The organism is Echinicola sediminis (assembly GCF_054777495.1).
This window is the reverse complement of the sequence record NZ_BAAHAP010000022.1, coordinates 1-26,942: the sequence shown is the minus strand read 5'-3', so window position 1 is coordinate 26,942 and position 26,942 is coordinate 1. Positions and strand designations below refer to the sequence as shown.

Sequence of the window (26,942 nt, the reverse complement as noted above, 5' to 3'; positions counted from 1 at the left end):
ATTAAAAATTATACAAAAAATCCCCATAGCGTCTTAATATACAAACTCTATGGGGAACTACTGTATTCCTAATTTTTAAACTTTACAATTTTCAATCTTCCAATCCTTCTGTAGCGGAATGGCAGGAAAACATTACAACCTTTCAACTTTCCAACTACTCAAAAACAGCTTACCCAAAAATATCCGTATCCAGCTTTCCTGTACTATCAGCGAAGCTTTCCACGGGAATGCCCATGGTGTGAAGCATGCTCACAAATAAATTGGACATGGGAGAATGATGCTCTTCAAACTTGGTATAGGTACCGTGCTTCAGCCCCATATTCTTTCCTCCGGCCAATACCAGCGGATAGTTCACCGCATCGTGGGTACTGCTACAGGCACTTCCATAGAGCACCATCGTATTGTCCAATAATGGACCGTATTCATCCTGAGTGTTCTTCATCTTATCCAAGAAGTAGGAAAACTGCTTGGCCAGCCACTGGTCATAGCTGCCCCATTCCTGCCAGTGGTTAAGCGACTTATCATGTGAGATGGAGTGATGCCCCTTGTTGAGCCCCAAGGCCAACTTAGGGAAGTTCTCCCCGAATCCCATACCATCTTCCCGCGCCATCATATAGGTCATTACCCTGGTAATATCCGTCTGCATCCCCAGTACCATCAGGTCAAATGAAGAGCGGATATAACTTTCAGGATCCACGGTAGCATTGGGATTAAGGTTGAGGTGATCCGCACTGAATTCCTTCATAGGAACATTCAGCCACTTTTCATTCCGCTTGATCTGCTCCTCCACATTATTCAATGAATTCATGTACTCCTCCAGCTTGACCTGGTCGTTTTTCCCCAAGCGTCTTTGCAGGGTTTTGCTGTCTTCCAGTACCAGATCAACTATTTTCTTTTCCTGCTGTAAGCTTTTTCTCCGCAATTGACTGGTCTCCCCCCCTCCTGGGGCAAAATACCTTTCAAATATCTCTCTATGCCTATGCTCTGAAGGAATCGGTCTTCCATTTGGATCGAATGAAAGGGTGGATACCCTGGACTTATAACCTACACCACCATCAGTGGAAAGCGCCAAATAAGGGAAACGGGTATGTTTGGCCAGATGCTGCGAAGCCACCTGATCCACCGAAATACTGTTATTGTATTCACTGCCGCGGAGATCCCCTCCGGTCAGCCAAGTATCACCTGCCAAATGCCCCAGCAAATGCCGGCTCTTCGGGTGGCTAAGACCTCCCAAGATGGTGATTTCTTTTTTGTGCCTGGCGAGAGGAGAGAGGGTTTTCGTAAAACGATAATCCTTTCCTTCCCCCATCGGGAACCAGTTCCAGTGCTGATGATCGGAACTGGTTTCCGGAGGTAAACCTACTCCATTGGGAAAATAGACAAAACAGATGCGCTTCGGTGCTTGACTTACCGAACCGATTTTTTCTAATGGAGATCCCATTGCCTCCATATAAGGCAACATACAAGAGACTCCTAGACCTTTCAAAAATGTCCTGCGATCCAAATGCCAAGATTTCTTTCCCATGGTTTAGCTTAGTTATAGATTTTGGTTAAAATAGGTTATTGAGTTTATATACTTTTCTGCAGTTCCCTGCTTCAATTGATTATTTTTTTACTGATCATCGATCACTGTTTACAGCCACTTATCGGCCACGCTTAAAACTCTCCTTTAAAGGACGGACTTAATACAATATTTTCTATTACAGACTGGAAACGGTAATCGTCGGACCTTACCTCCCTCACAATCTTTTCTATCTCACTTTCATCCACAAAAGTCACATCGCGGCCCAGCGCATAGCTGTAAAGGTGCTTGACCAAGGAGCGGGTAAAATCGTTTTGTTTCATGTTCATAATATACGATTTTATATCCTCAACTCCATTAACTACCTCTCCGTCTGGAAGTTCTGTCTTTACATCGATAGGCTTTTCTTTGGCCACGGTCTGGAACCTCCCCACAGCATTGTAATTTTCGAACACAATTCCATAAGGGTCGATCTTTCTATGGCAATCCATGCAGGCCGCTTTGTCCCTGTGGATAAATAACTGCTCCTTCAGGGTCAGCTGCTCAAAGCCCGGAGTCTCGGGGTCCAGTTCCGGCACATTTGGTGGTGGCGGCGCTGGCTTATCCCCCAGTATTTTGGTTTTGAACCATACCCCTCTTTTGATGGGGTGGGCCTGGGAACCATCAGAATGTCCGCTGAGGAAAGCTCCTTGGGACAATAAACCGCCACGGTGCATATCCGGTGTAACGGCCACAGGCCTGAAATGGCTTCCCTTTACTCCTTCCACTCCATAGAATTCAGCCAGGTTCTGGTTAAGCATCGCAAAATCCGAATCTATGAAGTTCATGATACTCAGGTCCTGCTGAAGGACATAATGCATAAAATTATAGGTTTCTTCAGTCATATCCCGCTTTACAAAGCGGGTAAAATCAGGATATTCCTGGACATTGGTACTCATGGCCTCATGTCGGTCTACCCGCAGCCATTCATTGGAGAACCGCTCCACCATATTCCAAATCCTATCATCCTTCACCATTCGAGCGATTTGCTTTTTCAGGTAGCGGTCTTTATGCAGGTCTCCTTCTTCTGCCAATTCCAGCAATTCCTCATCCGGAGCAGAATTCCAAAGGAAATAGGACAATCTGGAAGCCAGGTAATACTCTTTTTCCTCTTCTTCTGTATCTTTTTCAGGCTCGGCCAAGTAAAGGAACTTTGGAGAACAGATGGCTGCAATCAGGACTTCCTTCACCCCATCTTCATACCTCGGATAATCCGCCTTAATACTGTTCCAGAACTCCATATAAGGAGTCAGTTCTTTCTCTGTTACCGGCCGTCTATAGGCGCGGGTCAGGAAACTGGACAACACTTCCTTGGTATAGCTCTCTTGGTTCTTTTTCTTCGGAGAATCAAAGAAAATGGATTTATAGCTTTCTGATGGCCAAGTAGGATAATAAGGAGCCTCAAACTCCAATTCCCGGATCAGCAGTGGAGGCCCGGAATCTTTGTTGTCTTTTACCAGATAATCGTTCCACAGCCCCAAGATCATGATATTGGCCAAAATCTCCGTCTCCACCGTATCAATCATCGGGATAGGCAGGTTCTCCAATCGCCCTTTAAAGGTGTAGTTTTCCCACTTCCCTTTTTTATTGGACACATTCTTGAAGGTATCGAAGGTCTTATAATCCATACCATCGTCTGTTCTGGTTCCGGCGAACGCCCGCATCACAGGAAGGTCATTGTCATATTTCGCCCTGCTCTTTTCAGCTTCTGATCTCAGCTCCACGGCCATCGGATGGTCCTCCGGGAAAGGAGTCACAATCACTTTGCTGAATCCGGTAAAAAACTTCCCTCCAATTTTCAGCTTATGTTCCCCTGCTTTAAGATAAGCCAAGGTAAGCGGTGTAAGCACTGAAGGCTTGTCTTTCAAGGTTTCACTGAAGTGGAAACGCTCCTGAAGTTTATGGTTATCCACCAACATTTCCAAGGACGGCATCCCTTCATCCCCTACATAGGGGTGTTCAAAGTCGATCTGATAATACCCCTCCACAGGAGCAGTAAATGTATATTCTGCGGCGGAAGGCATCGTCAGTTCTTTAGCCACCAGCCATTGCCCCTTTTTGGCCAGGTTTACCAGTTTTTTTCCTTCTGCTGCCTTAAGCTCGATAGTGGCAGGAAGCTTCTGGGCAGGCTTATCGCTTCTTAGGCCAATAAAACCCTCTTTTTGAGTAAACCATTGGTATCCTTTGGAGGCCTTTACCCTGAATTCGAAATCCCCTTCCTCAGGAAAAACCTTTCTGAACAACAATTTCAGATTCGGTGAGGGCCCTTGCCAGGATTTTGGGGTTACTTCTTTATGGGGAACAGCGGAATAAAGCATGATCCCTTCATCGACAACCTGATAGCGGTCAGCTTGTGAACCCCGCATGCCCACACCGATGTTCTTTTTTATTTCTTCCAATTGCGCTTTTTCGGCACTGGTTTTACCGGTTTTAGGCTGGCCCTTTTCATCCAGGATTTCTACAATAAAATCATCTGAATTGATCGGAGCACTTTGATATCCGCCGATCATGGCGGCCGTTTTCCCTTTGCCTATCCCCTTGCCAAAAGTGATTCTGTAATGGGTACTTTTGGGTTTCTTTTCCGGTCCAATGGCCTTGTCCAAGGCTTCCCTCGCTATTTGCTTGTAATAATCCACATGCAAAGGAGAAACCTGTAGCACCTGGCCATTATTGCTGAAGCCCATTTCGGATTTGGCATCATCTGGTAAAACCTCGCCAAATTTAACAGGCACTTTCAGCAAACTGGTCAGCGTATTGGTATACTGATCTTTCGTCAGTCTTCTGATCACCGGTTCCTGATCGGCTTTCCTTAAAGCTACCGCCTGTTGGATGGACGCTGTAATCCAGTCGACCATCACCCTTCTTTCTTCATCGGTAAGCTGCTTTTCCTCTTTTGGCGGCATCTCGCCACTGTTCACCATGTCCAGAACATGTCGCCAGGCTTCTGCATCCTTACCATGCACCATGTCAGGATCGATGATGTCCATCCTGAAACCGCCTTTTTGCTTTTCATCACCATGGCAGCTCACACAATAATTGGAAGTGATCGGGTTAATATCTTTGGCAAATTCGTATTTGCTGAGCGTTTCATCAATCTCACTGCTGCCCATAGCCGTCAAGCCATCCATAGAATAGGGATCATCCCCGAAAAATGCCTTTACTTCATCAGGCAAATCTTCAGTCAGGTAATTGGAGCCATGGGTGAGCGATCCCCCATAATGACCGGTGGCACTCAGAAACAACACATTGATAAAGAGCAACCCAAAATAGGGGGTTTCGGCCTTGTCATTTGCTGTCAAATAATCTCTTAACACCAGTAACCAAATACTCAGAACTGCTGTAATCACCCCGAGCCATTTGTGTAAGACCAACACGTCACTTCCGTAGCCTCCTGTATGGGCCAATAGTGCCCCGACGACAACAGTCGGAAGAGCCGTGATCACGGCCAACCAAAGCAATAAGGTACACGCAGGTTTCAGCTGAGCTGAAGGAACAAAATAATTAATAGTTTCCAGCGCAAACAAGGCAATCAGCACTCCTATGGGTAGGTGGACCAATAAGGGATGCAGCTTGCCTGCAAATACCATGGTCCAATGGGCTTCCCCAAAAGGAACAACAGCAAATGCTAAAATGATCATCGTAAGCACGGTGGCTACGATTCTTAATCTCTTTCCACTAATTACATTATTGATTGTATCCATCAATATTACTCGGTTATCTTAGACGCTATAATTTTGTTAAAAAAAGAGGAAACGCCTGAAACACTTGGCACTTTCATTCAATACCAAAAAACATTTCGAAATCCCCTGACTGACAAACTTTTAATTCTAATACTATTAAAAAAAATGGAAATCACAAACCTTTTTTACAAGACTAGACAATATCTGTTATAAAGGAGTAAAAATAATATCAGTCATCGGCACAAGCCTCCTAAAAATCTCTGTGATATGGACTTATAACTGCTTATTAAATAAGGGGGGCCGGGGATAAATCGAAAGCCTCGTAGAGGCCTATGGAATCTTTCTGGAATAACTTTTTAAACAAAACCTCTTGGCGAAGATGTTTTTCGAAAGCCACCATCAACAATTTCCTGCATTAGCATAAAGAAGTATTTCAAACCCAAACTCCTTTGCTGCTAATGCAGGCAACCATCTTGCAGCTTAAGCCAATGCCTTTTGGACGATGCCTAAAGCCTCATCAGAATGGGACATGGCCAAAGCAGCCTTATGGCCTTTTTCTGACATTTTTCTCCAGGTCTTATGGACAATGTCCACCAGCTTCTCTTCTTCCTCTTTATGTTTGGCAATAAAGTCATCAAAATAATACTTCAAAAATACCAAGCACACCACATCTTCCAAGGCTTGTACTTCCGGATCAGTCTTTAACCTTCTTTTGTTCAAAAGGTCATCTACCTTCTTTATCTCTTCCTCGCTATAGCCATGCTTCTTCATGATCGAACCGGCCAACTCCCCATGAAATTTCTTCAGTGTGGTCCTCCACAGCAAATAGCCTTTCCGGTCCATCGAATAGTCTTCACGGGGTATCTCCCAGCGCTTGATATGCTGGCAGCGGGCTGCCAGCCTCAACGTTTCCGATGCGTTGGGACAAAAATCCAATAACATCCCGCTCATCCTATGCCCATAAACCAACTCTTTGGGAATTTCCTTCCCATTAACGGATTCCATGTTAGGATCCTCCGCGTTGATCTTATCAAATTCCTCTATTGTCTTATCAAATCTGGTCGCAGTCATTTATCAAACAGTTTTCTTCCAGTCCAATTTAGAAGTATTTCCCGACACTTGGAAAGATCGCCCCTCTTTCAGGCCTTATTTAGAATTAGAATATTGTAAAATTGGAAAAAGTTGGAAGATTGAAAGATTTTAAGGTTGTAAGGCTGGAAGGTTTGAAGGTTGAGAAATCACACCAGTCCTCGTTTGTAATGAGTACTTTATATATTGGCCTGTATTGGCCCACCTTATCTTACATCCAGATGACAAATCTGAATGAGCGCCAAATGACTTTGAGCCATGCCATGATTCCTCCGCCCGCCTACTTTGCTCTTTCTTCTTTGCTGATGACTCCAGTCTTGCTACTTGATACCAAATACTTGATTCTTGACACCTGATACTTTCTACTGACTACTACTTAGCCAATACCTTTTCCTCCAGATAGCTTCCCAACTGCCTTCCCTTTTCCTTCACCACCTCCCCGATCACAATGATCGCTGGAGCCGTTAAACCCTCTTCCTTTTGAAGTTTAATGATATTTCCCAGATCTCCCACAATGCTCCTTTCATCCGACCTACTTCCGTTTTGTATCATGGCAATCGACTCCGCAGCTCCTCGGTACTCCTTAAAGAGCGCTACTATTTCAGGCAACTTTTTTACCCCCATCAAAATAACCACTGTAGCAGAAGATTGAGCTGCAAAATAAAGGTCCCTTGCTGTGGAGTGATCCTTTAAGGTCCCGGTCACTACCCAGAAACTCTCATTGACACCTCTTTTGGTCAAAGGGATTCCGCTCAATCCCGGCACCGCCATGGCACTACTTATTCCGGGCACGTATTCCGTGGGTACACCATGTTTGGCCGCATATTCCAATTCCTCATGTCCTCTACCGAAAACATAAGGGTCTCCTCCCTTCAAGCGTACCACATGCCCACAGGTTTCCGCATAATTGACGATCATCCGGTTGATTTCCCTTTGCTGTCTGTAATGCATCCCGGCCCTTTTTCCCACAAAAACCTTCAACGCCGTCTCTGGGACATACTCCAATAAGGCCTCATTGGCCAAAGCATCATAAAGCACCACATCTGCCGATTTCAATGCTTTAATCGCTTTTAAGGTAATCAAATCCGGATCTCCTGGACCAGCCCCTACTATCGAAAGTTTCTTATTTAAGGTACCCATATCGTGTTTCTACTTAGTTGCTGAAACAAATTTAAGTATTTTTTTACGTATTTTTACGTATTATAAAAATTAATTTATAACTTAGCCACCGTAATCAGTCAGTAATTCAGTCAAATTACTTAGAAAAACAAGCCAAAACCAAAATTCATATGACAAAGATAGTAGTAATCGGAAATGGAATGGTGGGCTACAAGTTTTGCGAAAAACTTTGTGCTCAAGCCACCGAAGGGGATTTTGAAATCACGGTCTTTGGAGAAGAACCTTGGCCTGCCTATGACAGGGTCCATCTGAGCGCCTACTTTTCTGGCTCCACAGCAGATGACCTGATCATGGCTCCGAGGTCATGGTATGAAGAGAACAACATCGATCTGCACACCAATGAAATGATCGTCAAAGTCGATCGGGAGCAGAAAAAGGTGATCAGCCATACCGGCCATGATTACGACTATGACAAGTTGATTTTGGCAACCGGCTCCGGCGCCTTTGTCCCTCCGATTGATGGTGTGGACAAAAAAGGCGTATTCGTCTACCGTACTTTGGAAGACTTGGATGCTATCATAGAATACTCCGGCAAGGCAAAGTCAGCTGCGGTGATTGGTGGAGGTTTGTTAGGCTTGGAAGCGGCGAAGGCTGTAATAGACATGGGCCTGGAAGCCCATGTGATTGAATTTGCTCCTAGACTGATGCCACGCCAGCTGGACGAGGCGGGATCATCCACCCTTCAGTCAAAATTGGAAGAACTGGGTATCTCCATCCATCTCAGCAAAAACACCAAAAAGATAAATGGCAATGGCAAAATGACAGGAATGAGTTTTGCCGACAACACCAATCTATCTACAGACATGCTGATCATTTCTGCCGGCATCAAACCGCGTGACGAGCTGGCCAAGGAATGCGGACTGTCTACCGCACCTCGGGGAGGAGTTGTGGTAAATGAATTCCTGCAAACAGACGATGAAAACATCTACGCTATCGGCGAGGTAGCGTCCTATCAAAATATGATCTATGGTCTGGTAGCACCAGGCTATGAAATGGCCACCCAGGTGGTCAATCAACTGACTAACAATGAAGTGAAGCCATTTATGGGCTTCGACATGTCCACCAAGCTTAAGCTGATCGGGGTGGATGTAGGAAGTTTTGGGGATCCCTTTGGTGAATTCGAACCTTCTAAACCTATTGTATACGAAAATAAAAACAGCGGTATTTACAAGCGTATCAATGTCTCCCTGGATGGAAAACGTCTGCTGGGGGGAATTTTGGTAGGCGATGCTTCGGCATACAATATACTGCTCCAAATGACCCAAAACAAAATGCCTTTACCTCCTGAGCCTGAGGACCTGATCCTAGGAGCAAGAGGTGGCAAAGAAGCTGCCGGAGCAGGTGTGGAAAGCCTTCCTGAGGAAGCCCAAATTTGCTCTTGCGAAAATGTCACCAAAGGTGCCATCTGCGACCTGATCAAAAACGACGGTGTAACAAAAGTGGATGAGATCAAATCCTGCACCAAAGCCGGTACAGGCTGTGGAGGATGTATGCCAATGGTCAATGACCTGTTGAAACATCAGCTAAAATCAATGGGTAAAGCCGTCAAAAATGTTCTTTGTGAGCATTTTGACTACAGCCGTCAGGAACTGCTGGACATCGTGAAGGTAAAGGGCATCAAGACTTACAACGAACTCTTAGATCAGTTTGGACAGGGAGACGGCTGCGAGGTCTGCAAACCCGCAGTCGCTTCTATCCTTGCCAGTACTTGGAACGAACTGGTCACAAAACAGGACACTATCCAGGACACCAACGACAGGTACCTGGCCAATATCCAAAAAGGCGGCACTTATTCAGTAGTACCGAGAATCCCTGGTGGCGAAATCACGCCGGAAAAACTTATCGTGATCGGCGAAGTAGGCAAAAAATACGGACTTTATACCAAAATCACTGGTGGTCAGCGTATCGACCTCTTTGGTGCCCGTGTAGATCAACTGCCAGACATCTGGGAAGAGCTGATCAACGCCGGTTTTGAAAGCGGACATGCTTACGGCAAATCCCTAAGAACCATAAAAAGCTGTGTGGGCAGCACTTGGTGTCGCTACGGTGTGCAAGACTCTGTTTCCTTTGCTATTCAAGTAGAAGAAAGGTACCGAGGACTGCGCTCCCCGCACAAACTCAAAGGTGCCGTTTCTGGATGTATCCGTGAATGCGCCGAAGCACAAAGTAAAGACTTTGGCATCATTGCCACTGAAAAGGGCTGGAACCTTTATGTATGTGGAAACGGTGGCTCCAAGCCGCAACACGCACAGTTGCTGATCAATGATGTGGACACCGAAACCTGCTTAAAATACATTGACCGATTCTTAATGTTTTACATCCGTACAGCGGAACCTCTGACCAGAACGGCCACTTGGCTGAACAAGCTCGAAGGAGGTCTGGATTATCTGCGGGATGTTGTGGTCAATGACAGCTTGGGAATCGGCGAAGAACTGGAAAAAGAAATGCAGTTTATGATCAACACCTACGCTTGCGAATGGAAAGAAGTAGTCAACAATCCTGAGCTAAGAGCGAAGTTCAAGCATTTTGTGAATGCAGAGGAGGAAGATCCAACCTTGCAGTTCCAGGATATGAGAGGTCAAAAAATCCCTGCTTCATGGGGTTGATCTTGCAAGCCTTCAGATAAAAAGACTGTGAACAGGAATCACCAACATCAATTTCCTAAAACTTAGCAACTATGATTTCAGAATTGGAAAAATATAAAACAGCCGATACGTCCAAAGTAAAAAACTGGTTCAAAGCAGCCCGGGTGGAAGCTTTCCCTGAAAACGGCGGAGCCTGCATCAAGTACAAAGACCTTCAGATTGCCGTCTTCAACTTCACCAGAAGAAACGAATGGTATGCCTGCCAGAACCTTTGCCCCCACAAAATGCAGATGATCCTGTCCCGCGGGATGATAGGCTCCGAAGAGGGAGAACCCAAAGTGGCTTGTCCTTTCCATAAAAAGACATTCTCACTGAAAACAGGTAAAAACATCAACGGAGATACCTGTGACATCGCCACCTATCCTATCAAAATAGAAGATGGCTATGTATACGTGGGATTTGAGCACTAAAAGCAACAATTAGTAGTAGACCTATTTTTCGTTTTACTAAAGCAGGGTTTGGTTGGTAAACCCTGCTTTCTTATTTTTTTGCCAAAAAACTCCCGTCAATTCATCAAACTGTCATGACCAATGGCTGGCTGGAAGTTATGGCAGGTTTGGCCACTTCAATCCAAATAGGAACCCTAAAAACTTAGAGACCTCCGTGAAACCTTGGGGCATTCCGTGGTCAATACTCCCTCATCTCCTCGCTCTATCAACGTATTTTAACATTAAAGAAAACAAGTAACACTTACTTTTTTAAGTGTTATTACTTACTTTGCTACGGAATTATCGTAACATGGAAAACCTGAATTTGTCCGAGAGACCAAAATACGAGAAACTGGTCCGATATTACCTTATTGCCTTGTGCGCCATCGCCACCAGCATTATCATCAGTCAAATCTTGGTTCAAAAGTTTATAAGTGAGCAAAAAAACGACTCAAGGGTAGTCAACCTATCCGGAAGACAAAGAATGCTGAGCCAACGCATAAGCAAATGCGTACTGCTACTCGGCGATTCCGTGAACACTTCCAAAAGATCCCAATACCTTAAAGAGTTGGATATCGCCCTGAAAGACTGGGAGGAAACCCATCAAGGACTGATGTACAGCTATGAATCGCTGGGTTTGAGCGGCAAAAACAGCAGGACCATCCAAGGCCTGTTTCAGGAAATCTCCTCCGACTTTGCTCAAATGGTCTCCGCCTCCCAAAATATCATTGAAACATTGGAATCAAATATCCAGGCTCCTACTGATAGCCTCAGGAATGACATCAATCAAGTCATCCAGCACGAGGAGGCCTTTCTGAATGGAATGGATAAGATTGTATTCCAATATGACAATGAGGCCAAGGACAAAGTAACCAACCTTCAAAGTGTAGAAATTTTCCTTTTGATCATCTCCTTGGGAGTAATTGCCTTCGAAATATTCTTCATCTTCATACCTTCCGCCAAGACCATCCGCAAGACTTTCAAGAAGCTTTTGCAGTCTGAGCAGAAGGCCAAGAAAATGACTTTGGAAATCAGTTCGTTGTACAGCTCTCTGGAACAAGCCTATCAGGACCTCTTAGAAGTGGATGTAGCCGTGGAAGACTATACCGTTTTTGCCAAAAGTAAACCCAACGGTGACTTCTATTATTTTTCCGAGAAATTTTCGCGATTGATGGAATTTGATGAAGAGGGACCAAAAAACATCTTCCAATGGTTCCAGGATCAGGGCTATGATTCGAAATACCTCCAAAACATTCAGAAAATGACACTTTCAGGAAAAACGTGGAGCGGAGATATCAAAGTGACCAATGAGATGGGTGATTTTGTTTGGATAAAAATGAACATCATCCCGACCATGGGTGACAGTACAGACGTCGAGGCACTGGTGGTCATTGCTACGGATGAAACAGAAAAAAAGGAAGCCGAAGCCATCTCACAGGAAATCAACCGGGAACGAATAGAAAAGAAGGTTAAGGAGCAACAGTTCCGCTCCGCCCTGATCCTGGAAGGACAGGAGGAAGAAAGAAAAAGAATCTCCAGGGATATGCATGACGGTATTGGGCAGTTATTGTCGGCCATGAAGTTTAACCTGGAAGGCATTCATTCGGTAAGCTCTGATTTTGAAAAGGAAAAACTAAAAACCAGCAAAGACCTATTAAAAAATGTGATCAAAGAAGTGAGAAGGATATCCTTCAACCTGACCCCCAGTGCGCTTTCTGATTATGGCATCGTGCCAGTCCTGAACAAGTTTTGCAGGGAAATCACCAAACTTTCCGATCTAGAGGTAACCTTCGAAAACCAAACCGGTTTCCTAAGCCGGCTAGAAGGAAAAATTGAGAATAACCTTTACAGGATTTGCCAAGAGGCCGTCAACAATGCCATCAAGTACTCGGAGGCCAACGAGGTAAAAATCACGCTTTCGCATAATTCACAGTACCTCAATTTGGACATAGCTGATGATGGCAAGGGATTTGACATCAGCAAACTGGAAGAAAAAGGTCATTTTTCCGCTTCAGGGCACGGCCTGTTCAATATTCGGGAGAGGGCCAACTTCATCAACGGTCAATGCACCATTTCTTCCGAAAAAGGAAAAGGGACTACCATCAGCATTCATGTCCCACTGGATTAAAAAAGAAAAAACGAATATAATGGAAAAGATAAAAGTCATATTGGCTGATGACCACATGGTCGTTAGAAGCGGAATCAAAAACCTCCTCGAAAACGAGGGGGAAGTGGAAGTCATCGGGGAAGCATCCAACGGAGAAGAAGCCCTGGAACAGGTAAAAGCGCTAAAGCCGGACCTGCTTATCATTGACATCAGAATGCCTGTTATGAACGGTCTTGATGCCACCAAAAAACTGACTGCTCTAAAAATCCCCACCAAAGCCCTTATTCTTTCCATGCATGACGATGAAGATTACATCCTGCAATCCATCGATAGCGGCGCTTCAGGATATTTGCTGAAAGACACCAGTAAAGACGAGTTTATGAAAGCCATCCGCACCATTTTCCAAGGTGGGCAATATTTCAGCGGAGACATTAGCCAAGTCTTGGTCAAAAGCTACCTGAATGTAAAAGACCGCAAAGTAACCAAAAGTGTAAGCCCTGCCAATACTTATGACATCACCAAAAGGGAAAAGCAAATCCTAAAATTGATTTCAGACGGCATCAGCAACAAGGAAATTGCCGAACAGCTGGGAAAAAGCGTCAGGACCATTGAAACCCATCGGTTCAACATCATGAAAAAGCTGAAGGTCAGCAATGTAGTAGAACTTTTAAAGAAACTGGAGGATGAGCCTGGCCTAAAACAGCACATTGAAAGTAACTGAGCGAAGTCATTTCCTGACATGATTTGTACTTCTTGCTTTTCTTCTTAAATTGCCCATGGCTTCATTCTGGTCCAGCAGGAGTTGATTACGTATTATTTTTACGTAATATTACGTAAAAATAATTTTCTTTTGTATCTTGCAAGGGAATCATTAGCTCACTGAAGGTGAGCGGTTTTCACATCCAAAACAAACCATTTGAAGCAAAACTACTGGTAACTATGAAAATTCATGCGTTTGGAGCTGCCAAGGACATTACCGGAGCAGCTTTGATAGATTTCCCGGTTGAAGAGACATTTGTCAAAGTAAAGGATTTAAAAAATTTGCTTTACCAAAAATACCCAGATTTAATCAATCTTCCTTCTTTAGCCGTTTCAGTCAACCTGTTTTATGCCACAGAAGAAACGCTTGTCAACAAACACGATGAGGTAGCTTTGATCCCTCCTGTCAGCGGAGGCTAATTATATTTATGGAAAGTCATATCGAAATCACACCCGAGATCAATATCAATGAGGCTTACCAAAAGCTGATCCACCCCAAGAGTGGAGGTATCTGTACCTTTATAGGCACTGTCCGGGACCTTAACAACCAAAAAGATGTAAGCCACCTTTTTTTTGAGGCCTACGAAAAAATGGCTTTGTTAAAAATGGAAGAACTAGCAGAAGAGGCCGGCAAAAAATGGCCCTTGAACAAGGTAGTCATGGTCCATGCCGTGGGAGAAAAACAGATTACCGATCCTGTGGTCTTTATCGGAGTCTCCTCCGCCCACAGAGATGCTTCTTTTCGGGCTTCCAGGTATTTGATCGACCGCTTAAAAGAAGTGGTTCCCATTTGGAAGAAAGAAACCTACCAAGACCACAGTTCTTGGATAAACGCACATCCCTAAACGATTATTCATGCTTATTGACAACCACGGAAGACCGATCAATTACCTGAGACTCGCTGTCACGGATAACTGCAATCTGCGATGTCAATATTGTATGCCTGAAGAGGGGGTGCAATTTGCCCACAAACATGAATTACTAAGTTGGGAGGAGCTTTTCTTCCTGTCCCGAACCTTTGTGGAAATGGGCATAGACAAAATCCGCATCACCGGAGGAGAGCCCTTTGTGCGTAAGGGCCTGATGGACTTTTTGGAAAAGCTCCAGGGATTGGACGGCGTACAAGAGATTTCCATTACCACCAATGCCACCTTGATCGGTCCGCACATCCAGAAGCTAAAGCAACTGGGCATCACCAAAATCAATGTCAGCTTTGACAGCTTGGATAAGGCCCGCTTTAACCATATCACCAGAAGAGACCAGTACGACACCGTTATGTCCAACATCCAAAGGATGATGGACGAAGGCTTCGATGTCAAACTGAACTGCGTGGTCATGGATGGAAAAAACACCGAAGACATTATCCCATTTATCCATTTTATAAAAGAACACCCGCTCAGTGTTCGTTTCTTGGAAGAAATGCCCTTCAATGGACAAACCTCAGGAAAGGCTACATTGAAATGGGATTATATTGCCATAATAGAGCACATCAAATCCCACTTTGCTGAGGTAAAAAAACTACCTTCAGCTCCCAGCTCTACTTCATTAAATTATAGCATCAATGGTGCGAAAGGCTCTTTCGGTATAATCCCCTCTTATTCCAGAACTTTTTGTGGCACCTGCAACCGCGTTCGTGTAACGGCCAAAGGAGAGATGCAGACTTGCCTTTATGCCTCCGAAACCATCGACCTCAAATCCCTCGTCAGGGGAAACAGCAATATCAACGGGCTGAAATTCAGCATTTCCACGGCCATGCAAACCCGTCATAAGGACGGATTTGAAGCAGAAAATCAATCCGTAACCAAAAAATCAATGACCTTGATCGGCGGATAAGAAACTTATCATCCGCTTGGACAGTTAACTATCAAACCCAAAGGTTTCACTCCGGTTTTGCCGGAAAAATTTAGTACAAACTCTCACATGAAGGACAAACAACTATCCCATGTAGACCGTGACGGCAAGGCAAAAATGGTGGACGTATCCGAAAAAGCCATTACCCAACGCACCGCCACTGCCCAGTCTATCGTTAAGTTTCCAGAGGCTGTATTTGAAGACCTCCAAAAAGATAACTTCTTAGGGAAGAAAGGCAGCATAATTCAAACAGCCATTATTGCAGGAACAATGGCGGCAAAAAGGACTTCAGATTTGATTCCCCTGTGCCACCCCTTATCCCTAAGCAAAATACAATTGGACATCCTGCCAAGGGACAAGCACTTGCTTATTACGGCGACTGTCAAATGCGAAGGAAAAACCGGCGTGGAAATGGAGGCATTGACAGCAGCCAGTGTGGCCGCACTGACCATCTATGATATGTGCAAGGCACTTTCCCACGACATCATTATCAGCGAAACCAAACTTATGGCTAAAGAAGGAGGAAAACATGTATTCAACAGATGATTTATATGGACTAGTATTGGCGGGTGGAAAAAGCTCACGAATGGGCCAAGACAAAGGAGAACTCCAATACTACCGAACCAATCACCGCTCCTACCTGTACCACACTTTACGGGAATTATGTCCAAAAACATTTATCAGTTGCAGGGCTGACCAAGAAAACATCATCAATTCAGGCCTGAACTATATTTTGGATGAGGACCTCTACCGGGGACCGCTAAACGGCATCCTCTCAGCACATCACCAATATCCGGACAAAGCCTGGCTGGTGGTGGCAGTAGACCTTCCCCATATACATGAAGAAAGCCTGCGAGCCTTGCTAAAGCAGCGGCAGCCAAAAAAATCAGCTACGGTTTATGCCACACATGAATCCCAATTGCCAGAACCGCTGATAGGCATCTGGGAACCTAAAGGTTTGATTGCTGCTGAAAAGTTCATGCAGGAAACCGAAAAAAGCTGCCCAAGAAAATTCCTGATGAATGCTGATGTGGAACTGATTTACCCGGAAAACGACCTGGAACTCTTCAATGCCAATTTTCCGGAGGATTATGAACTGGCCAAGGCCAGGATTGAGGAAAACTGATGTCTGCCAACCGCTATCAAAAACATATTAAGCTCAACAGCTTTGGACAGGCCGGCCAAGAAAAGCTGGCCCAATCCAGTGTCCTGATCATAGGTGCAGGGGGACTTGGCACCCCCGCCGCCCAATACCTCAATGGTATTGGAGTGGGTACACTGGGCCTTATGGATAATGACATCGTGAACGAAAGCAACCTGGCCCGCCAAACCCTATACAGCCCTTCGGATATCGGACGTTCAAAAACAACTGTGCTTGTCCAAAGGCTGCAGCAGCAGAATCCCGCCACCAGGCTCATCAATATTCAGGAGTTTCTCACCCCGGACAATGCCTTGGCAACCATCGCGGACTATGACCTGATCATTGATGCTTCAGACAACTTCGGCACCCGATACCTGGTCAATGACGCATGTGTGATCCTGGACAAACCATTTATTTACGGCGCCCTCCATGATTTTGAAGGACAGGTAAGCGTGCTCAACTATCAAGAAGGCCCCACTTACCGTTGTTTGTTCCCAGAAGCCAGTGACACCTCAGCCATAAGAAACTGTGATGAAAATGGGGTACTGGGGGTATTGCCCGCATTGATCGGCACCTATCAGGCCATTGAAGCGGTAAAAATCCTTACTGGTATCGGGGAGCCTCTGGTAGGAAAACTATTGCTCATTGATACCTTAAGTCAAAACCACCTTAAAATCGGGGTTCCATCCCTTCCTCAAAACAAGGTCATTTCGAAGCTAAAAAGCAGCTATCACCAAACTGTCTGTGTCCCTAAAGCTGATTTGCAGGAATTAAGTCCAAGGGATTTTTTAGAGCTAATGAGAAACGAAGAAAACATTCAATTGGTGGATGTCCGCACTGAACTGGAATTCCATCAAAATCCTTTGGAAAACGCTCGGAACATTCCTCTTCATGAACTTGAATCACGTCATCAGGAAATTGATGCTTCCAAAAAAACAGTACTCATCTGCCAATCCGGCAAACGAAGCCTACAGGCGGGCACACTACTTAAGGAAATCTATCCAGAATCGCGGATTTTCAATTTGACAGGAGGGCTAAACCACCTGAAGACCAAGCAGGAAGAGTAACCCTTCGATTTCGTTCAGGGTGGCCATCATTAAAATTTGCGCCATCTATCAAAGCCTGACAATAAATCTGAGTTTATCAACAAGTTCTGCAGGAAAAATTTATACGTTTTTATATTACCACTACCTAGGACCTAAACAGCAATGATCAACGTACAAGAAGCCCTTGAAATCGTACTTAACCAAACCCATAATTACGGTACCACAGAAGTAAGGCTTACCCAAGCCATGGGGCGTTTTTTAGCAGAGGATATTTTCACAGATCGTGATGCACCACCTTTTGACCGGGTGATGATGGACGGTATTGCAGTCCAAGTGCCCGACTTGAACAGCCCTCTTCAAGCTGTCTATCCCATCCAAGGCATTCAAGCTGCCGGCGCTCCCCAAATGAGCCTCAATAACCCGGCCCATTGCCTTGAAGTCATGACCGGGGCGATCCTCCCCAAAAACACGGACACCATTATCCCCTATGAGGAAATAGAAATTCTGGAAGGGAAAGCGCATATACAGCTGGAAAAAGCAGCTAAACGCTTTGTCCACTATCAGGGCACTGACTCGAAACAAGGAGCCTTGGTACTGCCCAAACGCAAAAAGATCAATGCCGGGGACATCGGCATTCTCGCGACCGTTGGTAAAAACAACATCAAAGTAGCCCAGCTTCCATCTGTGGCCATTATTTCTACGGGCGATGAACTGGTCGAAGTAGACCAAAACCCTCTTGCCCATCAGATCCGGAAATCCAATGTGTATAACCTATGGGCAGCCCTGCTTGCTGAAGGCATTCAGGGAGAAATGCACCATATCATTGATGACAAAGATGCTTTGAGGGAAAAACTTTCCATGTTGCTTGAAAGCTATGATGTGCTTTTATTAAGCGGCGGAGTATCCAAAGGAAAGTTTGACCATATACCCGATATTTTAAATGAACTTGGCGTTCACAAGCTGTTCCATCGAGTAGCACAGCGACCGGGCAAGCCTTTTTGGTTTGGCTCCCACCCAGAGCTCCACACCAAGGTCTTTGCTTTTCCCGGCAACCCTGTTTCCACCTACGTCAACCACCTCTTTTACTTCCAGCAATGGTTCTACGCCTCCATGGGGCAGCCCTTACGTTTTGACCTGAAAGTGCTGGGAGAAGAAATCCCCGGCAATCCTAATTTGGCCCGCTTTGTTTCGGTAAAAATCAACGAAGACAGCGGAGAGGCCCTTCCCTTAAATCATAACGGATCAGGCGATCTCTTTAGCCTTGCCCAGACCGATGGCTTCCTATTGCTGCCCAAAAGGGAGGGGGATTATAAGAAAGGGGAAAAGTTTCGGTTTATTGAAATATCGTAGCTTCGACTCCGCTCAGCTACCTGACTTCGCTCAGCTGCCTGACTTCGCTCAGTTAGATGGCTTCGGGCGGGGATTTTGGAGGGTTATTAGAAGTAAAGAAAAATAACTTGGTAATGATTTGTTCTCAACACCATTAATCAAAAAAATCCTTATCAAGGTATTTTAACCTAAAAACTTTTGCTTAATCCTCCGCGCCGCCTAAGAAGTTTTCAAACTATACTTGCCACAACCCCTTTAAAAAGACCTACCAAGGTTTATAAAATAGGACCTTTGAAATGTTAATCAGGAAATGGCCAATTTCAGCTCTTTTTTATCCGAAAGGGAAAATAGTTCTGCCACTTCTGGGTAAAATTCTTTTCGTCTGGCCAAAAGATCGAATACTTACCTTCTCTCCGACCTTCAACGCCCCCTACTTCTTCCAATAATCAACGCAACAAAAAGAATAGATATGAATAAGGTAATTTTCCCCGTCAAATAACCAAATCCATAGGGCGTAAGCCTGTTAAAATCAAACAGGAATATAGAAACAATATTGTACAACAAAATGATTGCAATCAGAATGGAGGTATAAAAAATGGCTTTCTTCATCTGTAGTTAAAATGATAAAGGAAGTTTAGATAACTAAACTTCCTTACTACTAAGTCCCTTATTTAGTAACTGTTGTGGTCGTTGGAGTATAAAGTCCAAAAGTTAGGGCAGACACAAGACCATTGACAAATGTCATTCTTGTGTGAACTGAGTAATCTTCAGCACCGTCAGCCATGTGTTTAGAATCAGAAACCCCAACAGGAGCCAATCCATAAACTACATAATGATTCCATTCGGTTGTTTCGCGATTTCCTTGAGCTCCTGCTCCAACAACACTTGTGTAAGAATAACAAGAAGTTAAAAGCATTGCTGATGCGAACACAACTCCCATCATTTTCATTGTTCTTTTAATCATTTTCTCGACTTTAAAAGTTAAACAAAATTTATATTCCTCAAACATGAGTTCAATCTGAACTTAAAACATCAACTTAAATCTCAAGCAAAAACAACTTAGGTCCTGAGTTTGGCAATAAAGGATTAAACATCCCAACGTGCCTGTTCGCGAAAGTATAGAATTCTTATATTATATTAAAATCACTTATTGTTTTTATTTTTTACCAAAACCAGAACGAACCTTCCAATTTTTCAATCTTACAACCTTACAATCCTCCATTTTACCTAAATAAACTCCACCAAGCCTTCCAACTTCATCCCCCTGCTGCCTTTGATCAGGATCAAATGGTCTTCCAACCGGGAGTCGGCAAGCCAGTTTCTGAGACTAAAAGTAGTCAGAAAGAGCCTTATTGCATAAGGGTGTTTACCTGATAAAGAATCAAATCTCACCGTTTTAGCACTTTTTCAACCAGCACATTTCTGCCAGAGACTACCTTTACCACATGCAGCCCTTGGACACTATTACTTATATCTAAAAGATACTTACCTGCCCCATTCAACTCTTTAAATTTTATTGTTCTTCCCAGAGGATCAATCAATTCAATTGTCCCTTTATCCGATAAACCATTCACTTCTACAGATATCTCGTTTTCAGCAGGATTAGGGTATACCCGAATATAAAATTCGTTCTCCCCATTTTCAACACCTGTGACCACAGTATTAAAGGGCTCTGACATAGCACTAGAACAACCATCCACAGTGGTCATAACTGTATAAGTTCCTATTTCATTTGCCTTAAGTGTTTTTCCGTTTTCTCCCACAAGCACTTTATTATTAAAGTACCACTGATTACCATCATCACTACTTGAACTAAGAATAATGTCTTGCTTATATGACAATAAAGAAATTGAAGGCAGGGAAGGTTTTATGCAAAAGCTGAAAAAAACGGATTCAGCAGGGTTATATCTTCTATCCCCTTCTTGATATGCCTCAATTTCAGCGATACCGGGTTTAAGAATTGTCACAATCGAATCTACAATGTCTATAGAAGGAGAGCTGCTCCTATAAGCTATTGGAAGGCCTGATGAACTGGTCCCTACCAAAAGGATAGGGAGATCTTCTAAATTTCTATCGCCAGGGTTTTCGATTGTGAGTTCTTGATTAACTTTCTCCACCACCAACTCTCGCTTTAATTCTGCTACGGGGAAGTAATTGGCATTGGGGGGTAGGCTGGCCGTGATAGTGGTTTTTCCTGACCCGACTGGTTTCACAAAACCATATTCCACTACAGCCACAGAAGAGTCGCTGCTGGTAAATTGGGATCTAGCGCCTGAACTGGTATAAGTCGTAGGTCTAAATGATTGAGTCAAGACGTCTTTAACAGGAATCGGATCAAACACAAATTGCTGGGGCATTTTTTTAAAAAGTAAAGCGGTTGGTTCCTGGCCATCCCTAATATCAAATTGATGGACAGGTGTAAAAGATGAACCGTCACTTCTTACTTTATAAATAAGGCCATTCTCATTCATTGTCCCTTTTCGTTCTGCCACAAATATCCATCCATCGAAAGATTGCACCATATCCTCAACAGAAGTCCCTGCAGGTTTGTCAAAGATCTTTTTATAGCCTTTACCATCTTTTCCCACAGAAATTATCCCACTACTGCTCATTAGCGCCCCTATATTGCCTCCATTCATTTCAATTAGCTTCATTGGCACTTGCCCTATCTCATTGGGAAGCTTTGCCAAATGCTCCACTACACCATTGGTCTTTATCTTATAAAAATCATGGCTATATCCTGAAATAGCGTAGATATTTCCATCTGAAGCATATACATAAGAACTTTTTACAAATTCAATCCCACTTGGCATATCGCCTATTTTAGTATATCCTGTCCCATCATTCTTCACTTTGAAAATGATACCAGGACCATCAGAACGAACTGTTATCCCTATCACATCCCCATCATAAGTATCTGTCAGCCATTCTATTTTGCTAGGAATATTTTCTACAACCTCTGTCAAAGTTTCATATTCAGTACCATCTCCTTTTATTCTAAACACAACATCTTTTCCATCCCTTGTACCACTTACCCAAATATGCCCCGTGGAAACATAAAAGATTTTGGAGGGAAATACCTCGAATGGTAAATCAAACTGTAAGAAATCCCCATCCTCACTAATTCTAAAAATACACCCATTGCCTGAGGGGCTACCACCTAATGTAAGACCATAATAGAAATCACCACTATTGTCGGAAATAAAACTTAGAGGCGCAACGCCCACTTCTCGAGGAAACTCCTTAATCAGTTTATATTGACTATCAGAGTTTACACTAAAAACTGTTCCTAAATAACTACTTCCACCAAATGTAGTAACCCCTATAAATTCCCCTGGTGTCACTTCCAATAATGGACCATTAGATCCTGATGAAAGTGTTGCTTCCAAATCAGCTAATTTTTTAAAATTATTACCATCTCTATTGATACTAAATACTGTACCTCTAGAGCTAGCCCCACCAGCTTTTGTCAACCCATATAATAATCCATCACTTGCCTCTGTAAGTTGACATTGTGGTTCACTTCCCGTAAACGCTCCATCAAAACTGAATAACCTTGTAAAATTAGATCCATCTGTATTGACCGAATAAAGAGTCCCAAGATCATTCTCTCCACCTGATTGAGTAGTACCATAAATTTTTCCATCAGATCCTATCAACAGTGTACCTCCAGGGTATCCTCCATAATTCACCCCATCGAATTCAATTAATTTGGTATGATTACTTCCATTTTTCTGTATTTTAAAAAGTACGCCCTTGCCATATCTCCCTCTTCTATACATAACTCCATACAAATAGCCATCGTCCCCTTCAATTAGCTGCCCTCTAGGGCTATCTCCTGTCTTATATGGTTCACTACTTGTAAACCGAAATATCACCTCAAATTCAGTCCCATCCTTCTTGACACTAAAAATTGTTCCGCTACCATAAAAACCTTGAGAACTGGTCATCCCATATAACTTTCCATCCGTTGCTTCTAGAAGGCCGCCATTGGGTAATGTCCCATCTAAATCAGAAAGATCCCTTAACACCTTGTGTGAAGTACCATCAATACTAACCTTATAAATAGTTCCCAAATTATAAGTCCCGCCTTTTCTGGTAGTACCGTATATTGCCCCATCACTACCCTGAATAAGACCTCCATTTAAGTCCCACCCCGTAGCAATATCAAACGCATACAGTTCTTTCATTCCCGAACCATCCTCCTCAAACCTCACCAATGCACCTCTCCCTTTACTACCACTTGCTGAAAATGCACCATACAGCCTTCCATCACTTCCTTTAATCAAACCTCCCTCTGGAAATCCTGGAGTAAATGAAGCAAAGTCTTTGAGTATTTTGTAATTGGCTCCGTCCGACTGCATTCCAAACACAGTACCACCACTGTTCATTCCTCCTGAATATGTGATACCAAACATACCAAAATCTTTTCCTGAGTCCTTAACCTTCAATTCTTGGGAAACTTCTGCTGCTTTATAATTATCATTGCCAGGTTGATAGGCTATAATATCAGCGGTTCCTGCCCCCACAACATTTACTTTATTACCATCTATTTGCGCCACAGCCGTATTGGAGCTCTTAAAAAGTACCGGTAAGCCTACACTTGACGTTGCCGATACTTCAAAAGGATCATCACTAAATGTCATCTCTGGCAATGGATCAAATGAAATATTTTGCGTAGCCTTTTTGACAACCAAAGGCATTTCCTTCTCTGCATGATTATAACCAGGTGAACCTACTTGCATTGCCTTAATTAAAGTCGTCCCCGCTTGGTGGATGGTAACCGTTCTCCCCTCAACCGTAGCTATTTCTGTACTATCACTAAAAAATGCTATATCATAGCCCGAAGTAGCCTCGGCTGTTAGTTCAAAAGGATCGTCTCCAAAAGTTTTTGACGGTATGGAATCAAAACTTATGGTTTGATAGAGAGGGGATATACTAAACCTATCAGTTCTTGGATTGGCTGGAAGATAATTTTCATTTCCTTCTTGGACAGCTGAAATGGTTACAGCACCTGAATTCACATAATGTAAAAAGTAGTCTTCATCCACATAAGCTACTGATGGATTGGAAGAAGAATAACTTATCGGCAAACCTCCACTAGTTCTAGATGCTAAAGGTTTAGCAATTTCCCCATACTTCACATTATATAAATGTAAATTGGGAATGGACTGGTACATCTTATTTACCTGAAGCTCATATTGGACAGGAGTAGCTGCAGGAATGGTATCATTACCTCTCTGCTCTGCCGTGATGGTCGTTACTCCTCCTCCCTTTATCCTAACAAGGTTTCCTGAAACTACTGCGACAGATGTATCGGAAGAAGAATAGCTAACAGGCAAACCGGTACTTGTTTTAGCATACAAATTAAATGGAGGGTTCATGGTCATTTTGGAAAAAATGGGCTCCCAAATTATTGAATTATCGACCCCTGGTTCATCCGCGGGATTTACGGTTATGGTTTGGGAAACAGGATCGGCGGTTTGCATCAGTTCATTCCCTTCCTGACTAGCGGTAATAGTGGTCGTCCCAACCCCAATCAATCGCAAGTATCGGCCATCATAAACCGCTATCCCAGGGGGATCACTAGTATAAGTAATGGGCAGTTCACTCGTACTTTTAGAAAAAACGTATTGATCTGGACCTCCATACTGAAATGTCTTATTGGGCAAATCAAAATCAATAGTTTGTGTCCCCATAACAATATTAATGGAAACTTTTTTCTCAGTTGGCTTATAATTCTTATTTCCCTCACTATAAGCAATTACTTCAGCCTTGCCAAGTTCAAAAATGGTAGCAGTATTATTATTTATAGATATTTTTTCCCAATCCAATGTCTTAAATGAAACAGGAAGTCCAGACGAGGCTGTTGCTTTCAAATTAATCGGCTCGCAACAGATTACCTCCTCCCCCAGTTGAAATTCAATAGATTGCTCAGCAGGATGTACTACAAATGTCCTTGAGGCTTCGGCAGGGCTGTAAATTTCATCCCCCTGCTGATAAGCTCTTACCGTAAAAGTACCCGCATTCCTGATAACAAATTCATCTTCATCTGCCCCTATAAACTGCACAGGCAATCCAGAACTGGAAGTAGCACGTAATTGATATGGTTCATCCCCAAAGGTCATATCAGGAATGGTAGGAAAATCAACGGTTTGTTCTGTTTTTTCCACATACAGCTTTCTTGTAATTGAATGGGGGATGTATTGATAATCACCTATTATATAAGCAATGATATCTGTATAGCCTTCTCCAACGGTTTTAATTTTATTATCCTCAATAATTGCCACGCTTTCATCCATTGAAATCAAGTATGTCGGCATCCCGGTCGAAGTTTCCACCTGTGGATCAAAAGCATCACTTGTTGTGGTCTTGGTTTCAAATTCCGGAAATGAAAGATCTGGCATTGCTTTCCTCACTGCCAAGGCCCCAACCGGGTTTGCCCCTGTTTTTTCTTCGAAGTCATGGAATTTAGAAAAGGTCCTGCCATTTTCTAATCGAAAAATAACGCCTTTATCATGTTTCCCTCCGTAAAAGGTCGCTCCATACAGAACATCTCCATTGATAGACATCACCAAATCACCCACTGGAGATTTCCCGTTTGCACCATCAAAATCAACGAGTTTAGTAAATTCTCCGGAAAGAGTTATGCTAAAGATAGTTCCAAAACCATTTACTCCCCCTGCGGAAGTCATTCCATAAAGTTTACCATCAGAATATTCTACCAGGGATCCCTGAGGAAGAGAGCCTAAGGAACTACCTAAATCAATCAATTTGATAAAATCAGTTCCATCGATGTTTATGCTAAAAACAACTCCTAGGTCAAAACTACCTCCTCTTTTGGTCATCCCATATAATCTCCCATCTGCAGCCAACACCAAGCTACCGGTAGGGTTCGCTCCAGATAAAGTACCGTCAAAATCATGAAGCTTTTCAAAGCTATTATTGGAAAATCTATACGCAAAAATCACCCCCTTGCCAGCTTTACCGCCCAACTCCGTCATTCCATACATTAGCCCATCAGCACCTTGAATTAAGCTTCCTTTTGGTGACTTTCCCCGGTTTATTCCATCAAAATGGATGGAACTGGACACACCATTACTAACCGGTGCCCGCGAAGAAAATATTGCACCTCCGTTATAATGACCCGCATCAGAGGTCATTCCAAAAAGATAATTATTCGGTCCCAACAAAAAACTCCCCCAGGGATGCGTCCCAGTTTCATTCTCTCCAAACTGAAATTTAAATGGAGGAAGAAGTCCCGACCTTCCGGCAACAACCCCTGCTCGCGCCCCCCTATCTAAACTACCTCCACCTTGCATGGTCAGTGCGGCAAATCCGGCAAACGGATCATTTCCATTTACCTGGGTGAGACCAGCTCCATTTCCTGGATGTGCTCCGTTTTCTCCATTAAAATCTCCATAGACCACATAATTACTACCATCGGCATTTATTTGATAGATAACACCTTTTTCATAAAGTCCCCCGTTTTGGGTAAGTCCATAAAGAATTTCTTGAGCTGATACTCTACTTGAAGTGATGAGAAACACCAAGAAGAACAAAACCTTGCTGGTAATTAATTGAATTTTCATTGTTTCAATGATTTGCTTCAAAATTAGGCCGGAATAGTTTTTAAAATGACAAATTTAAAAAAGCAAGAATTGAGCTATCTCTTCAAATCTTTTACTAATTCCTTTGACGATACACCTTAAGCTTTCTTCCATAAGTATCCATAGCAACAACGTCCCCATTTTCTTTTAGGGCTACCCCAATGACCACTGTAAAATTTCCAATTTTATCTATAAAGTGCTTGTCTTCACCAATTTTCAATATGACATCACCTGCTGCTACATAAATAAATTCTCCGTCTGAAGCAAGATCATAAAGAGTGTTTTCGAATTCCCAGGATTTTATAAATTTCCCATCTTTATCAAAAAACTGCAATCGATTATCGCTGCTAACGACCACCATATTTTTATAAATCGTAATGCCCCATGGATAGGTAAACTGACCATCTCCCTTCCCTTCGTTGCCCCATTTCTTAATAAAATCCCCTTGCAAATCCATCTTCTGAATACGATGATTTGAATGATCAACTATATATACAATTCCATCCTCAATTGCTAC

19 protein-coding genes are annotated in these 26,942 nt (G+C 43.4%); 11 read left to right on the top strand and 8 right to left on the bottom strand.

From position 1 onward, the window contains the following. Nucleotides 1-169 precede the first annotated feature (169 nt). The 4 genes from ACYVAA_RS07955 to cobA all read right to left on the bottom strand — a co-directional run bounded on the left by ACYVAA_RS07955 (nucleotide 170) and on the right by cobA (nucleotide 7,470). Complete coding sequence (locus ACYVAA_RS07955; protein ID WP_460540280.1) at nucleotides 170-1,525, bottom strand: DUF1552 domain-containing protein; 1,356 nt, start codon at nucleotides 1,523-1,525, stop codon at nucleotides 170-172. Between the two features lie 131 nt (nucleotides 1,526-1,656). After that, nucleotides 1,657-5,262 carry a DUF1592 domain-containing protein gene (locus tag ACYVAA_RS07950; protein WP_460540278.1) on the bottom strand — a complete coding sequence of 1,202 codons (3,606 nt, stop codon included), beginning with the start codon at nucleotides 5,260-5,262 and terminating at the stop codon, nucleotides 1,657-1,659. Between the two features lie 459 nt (nucleotides 5,263-5,721). After that, nucleotides 5,722-6,312, bottom strand: coding sequence for a DUF4202 domain-containing protein (locus ACYVAA_RS07945; protein ID WP_460540277.1), 591 nt, complete (start codon nucleotides 6,310-6,312; stop codon nucleotides 5,722-5,724). Nucleotides 6,313-6,702: 390 nt separating this feature from the next. Beyond that, a complete protein-coding gene (gene cobA, locus ACYVAA_RS07940) occupies nucleotides 6,703-7,470 on the bottom strand; it encodes a uroporphyrinogen-III C-methyltransferase (protein WP_460540275.1) in 768 nt (255 codons plus the stop codon). 149 nt (nucleotides 7,471-7,619) lie between these two features. Here cobA and nirB point away from each other — a divergent pair, with 149 nt between their 5' ends. The 11 genes from nirB to ACYVAA_RS07885 all read left to right on the top strand — a co-directional run bounded on the left by nirB (nucleotide 7,620) and on the right by ACYVAA_RS07885 (nucleotide 18,836). Next, on the top strand, nucleotides 7,620-10,115 hold the full coding sequence (nirB, locus tag ACYVAA_RS07935) for a nitrite reductase large subunit NirB (RefSeq protein WP_460540273.1): 2,496 nt from the start codon (nucleotides 7,620-7,622) through the stop codon (nucleotides 10,113-10,115). Nucleotides 10,116-10,186: 71 nt separating this feature from the next. Then, nucleotides 10,187-10,564 (top strand): nitrite reductase (NAD(P)H) small subunit family protein, encoded by a 378-nt coding sequence (nirD, locus tag ACYVAA_RS07930; RefSeq protein ID WP_460540271.1) that lies wholly within the window; start codon nucleotides 10,187-10,189, stop codon nucleotides 10,562-10,564. 328 nt (nucleotides 10,565-10,892) lie between these two features. Next, nucleotides 10,893-12,710 carry a sensor histidine kinase gene (locus ACYVAA_RS07925; protein ID WP_460540269.1) on the top strand — a complete coding sequence of 606 codons (1,818 nt, stop codon included), beginning with the start codon at nucleotides 10,893-10,895 and terminating at the stop codon, nucleotides 12,708-12,710. 19 nt (nucleotides 12,711-12,729) lie between these two features. Further along, the gene (locus ACYVAA_RS07920; RefSeq protein WP_460540267.1) at nucleotides 12,730-13,410 is read left to right on the top strand and encodes a response regulator transcription factor; all 681 of its coding nucleotides are present in this window, start codon (nucleotides 12,730-12,732) and stop codon (nucleotides 13,408-13,410) included. Between the two features lie 218 nt (nucleotides 13,411-13,628). Beyond that, nucleotides 13,629-13,868 (top strand): MoaD/ThiS family protein, encoded by a 240-nt coding sequence (locus ACYVAA_RS07915; RefSeq protein ID WP_460540265.1) that lies wholly within the window; start codon nucleotides 13,629-13,631, stop codon nucleotides 13,866-13,868. A gap of 8 nt (nucleotides 13,869-13,876) precedes the next feature. After that, nucleotides 13,877-14,293 (top strand): molybdenum cofactor biosynthesis protein MoaE, encoded by a 417-nt coding sequence (locus tag ACYVAA_RS07910; RefSeq protein ID WP_460540263.1) that lies wholly within the window; start codon nucleotides 13,877-13,879, stop codon nucleotides 14,291-14,293. 10 nt (nucleotides 14,294-14,303) lie between these two features. Next, the gene (gene moaA / locus ACYVAA_RS07905) at nucleotides 14,304-15,281 is read left to right on the top strand and encodes a GTP 3',8-cyclase MoaA (protein ID WP_460540261.1); all 978 of its coding nucleotides are present in this window, start codon (nucleotides 14,304-14,306) and stop codon (nucleotides 15,279-15,281) included. Nucleotides 15,282-15,368: 87 nt separating this feature from the next. Then, a complete protein-coding gene (moaC, locus tag ACYVAA_RS07900) occupies nucleotides 15,369-15,845 on the top strand; it encodes a cyclic pyranopterin monophosphate synthase (protein WP_460540259.1) in 477 nt (158 codons plus the stop codon). Further along, nucleotides 15,829-16,425, top strand: coding sequence for an NTP transferase domain-containing protein (locus ACYVAA_RS07895; RefSeq protein WP_460540257.1), 597 nt, complete (start codon nucleotides 15,829-15,831; stop codon nucleotides 16,423-16,425). The genes moaC and ACYVAA_RS07895 overlap by 17 nt, the downstream gene beginning before the upstream one ends. After that, on the top strand, nucleotides 16,425-17,507 hold the full coding sequence (locus tag ACYVAA_RS07890; protein ID WP_460540255.1) for a ThiF family adenylyltransferase: 1,083 nt from the start codon (nucleotides 16,425-16,427) through the stop codon (nucleotides 17,505-17,507). Before ACYVAA_RS07895 ends, ACYVAA_RS07890 begins: the two co-directional genes overlap by 1 nt. 141 nt (nucleotides 17,508-17,648) lie before the next feature. Further along, the gene (locus tag ACYVAA_RS07885) at nucleotides 17,649-18,836 is read left to right on the top strand and encodes a molybdopterin molybdotransferase MoeA (RefSeq protein ID WP_460540253.1); all 1,188 of its coding nucleotides are present in this window, start codon (nucleotides 17,649-17,651) and stop codon (nucleotides 18,834-18,836) included. 646 nt (nucleotides 18,837-19,482) lie between these two features. On the opposite strand, the gene ACYVAA_RS07880 is transcribed toward ACYVAA_RS07885, so the two are convergent. The 4 genes from ACYVAA_RS07880 to ACYVAA_RS07865 all read right to left on the bottom strand — a co-directional run. Next, a complete protein-coding gene (locus ACYVAA_RS07880; RefSeq protein ID WP_460540251.1) occupies nucleotides 19,483-19,779 on the bottom strand; it encodes a Bor family protein in 297 nt (98 codons plus the stop codon). A gap of 263 nt (nucleotides 19,780-20,042) precedes the next feature. Next, entirely contained in the window at nucleotides 20,043-20,207 is a 165-nt protein-coding gene (locus ACYVAA_RS07875) for a hypothetical protein (protein ID WP_460540346.1), read from the bottom strand. Continuing rightward, entirely contained in the window at nucleotides 20,204-26,407 is a 6,204-nt protein-coding gene (locus tag ACYVAA_RS07870) for a choice-of-anchor tandem repeat GloVer-containing protein (RefSeq protein ID WP_460540249.1), read from the bottom strand. Before ACYVAA_RS07870 ends, ACYVAA_RS07875 begins: the two co-directional genes overlap by 4 nt. A gap of 94 nt (nucleotides 26,408-26,501) precedes the next feature. Then, nucleotides 26,502-26,942 (bottom strand): NHL repeat-containing protein (locus ACYVAA_RS07865; protein WP_460540247.1); only part of this gene is annotated, 441 nt, incomplete at its 5' end.

Bases quoted from the DNA above. Each gene is read 5' to 3' on its own strand.
- ACYVAA_RS07955 (WP_460540280.1), bottom strand. From the start codon at position 1,525: ATGGGAAAGAAATCTTGGCATTTGGATCGCAGGACATTTTTGAAAGGT.
- ACYVAA_RS07950 (WP_460540278.1), bottom strand. From the start codon at position 5,262: ATGGATACAATCAATAATGTAATTAGTGGAAAGAGATTAAGAATCGTA.
- ACYVAA_RS07945 (WP_460540277.1), bottom strand. From the start codon at position 6,312: ATGACTGCGACCAGATTTGATAAGACAATAGAGGAATTTGATAAGATC.
- cobA (WP_460540275.1), bottom strand. From the start codon at position 7,470: ATGGGTACCTTAAATAAGAAACTTTCGATAGTAGGGGCTGGTCCAGGA.
- nirB (WP_460540273.1), top strand. From the start codon at position 7,620: ATGACAAAGATAGTAGTAATCGGAAATGGAATGGTGGGCTACAAGTTT.
- nirD (WP_460540271.1), top strand. From the start codon at position 10,187: ATGATTTCAGAATTGGAAAAATATAAAACAGCCGATACGTCCAAAGTA.
- ACYVAA_RS07925 (WP_460540269.1), top strand. From the start codon at position 10,893: ATGGAAAACCTGAATTTGTCCGAGAGACCAAAATACGAGAAACTGGTC.
- ACYVAA_RS07920 (WP_460540267.1), top strand. From the start codon at position 12,730: ATGGAAAAGATAAAAGTCATATTGGCTGATGACCACATGGTCGTTAGA.
- ACYVAA_RS07915 (WP_460540265.1), top strand. From the start codon at position 13,629: ATGAAAATTCATGCGTTTGGAGCTGCCAAGGACATTACCGGAGCAGCT.
- ACYVAA_RS07910 (WP_460540263.1), top strand. From the start codon at position 13,877: ATGGAAAGTCATATCGAAATCACACCCGAGATCAATATCAATGAGGCT.
- moaA (WP_460540261.1), top strand. From the start codon at position 14,304: ATGCTTATTGACAACCACGGAAGACCGATCAATTACCTGAGACTCGCT.
- moaC (WP_460540259.1), top strand. From the start codon at position 15,369: ATGAAGGACAAACAACTATCCCATGTAGACCGTGACGGCAAGGCAAAA.
- ACYVAA_RS07895 (WP_460540257.1), top strand. From the start codon at position 15,829: ATGTATTCAACAGATGATTTATATGGACTAGTATTGGCGGGTGGAAAA.
- ACYVAA_RS07890 (WP_460540255.1), top strand. From the start codon at position 16,425: ATGTCTGCCAACCGCTATCAAAAACATATTAAGCTCAACAGCTTTGGA.
- ACYVAA_RS07885 (WP_460540253.1), top strand. From the start codon at position 17,649: ATGATCAACGTACAAGAAGCCCTTGAAATCGTACTTAACCAAACCCAT.
- ACYVAA_RS07880 (WP_460540251.1), bottom strand. From the start codon at position 19,779: ATGATTAAAAGAACAATGAAAATGATGGGAGTTGTGTTCGCATCAGCA.
- ACYVAA_RS07870 (WP_460540249.1), bottom strand. From the start codon at position 26,407: ATGAAAATTCAATTAATTACCAGCAAGGTTTTGTTCTTCTTGGTGTTT.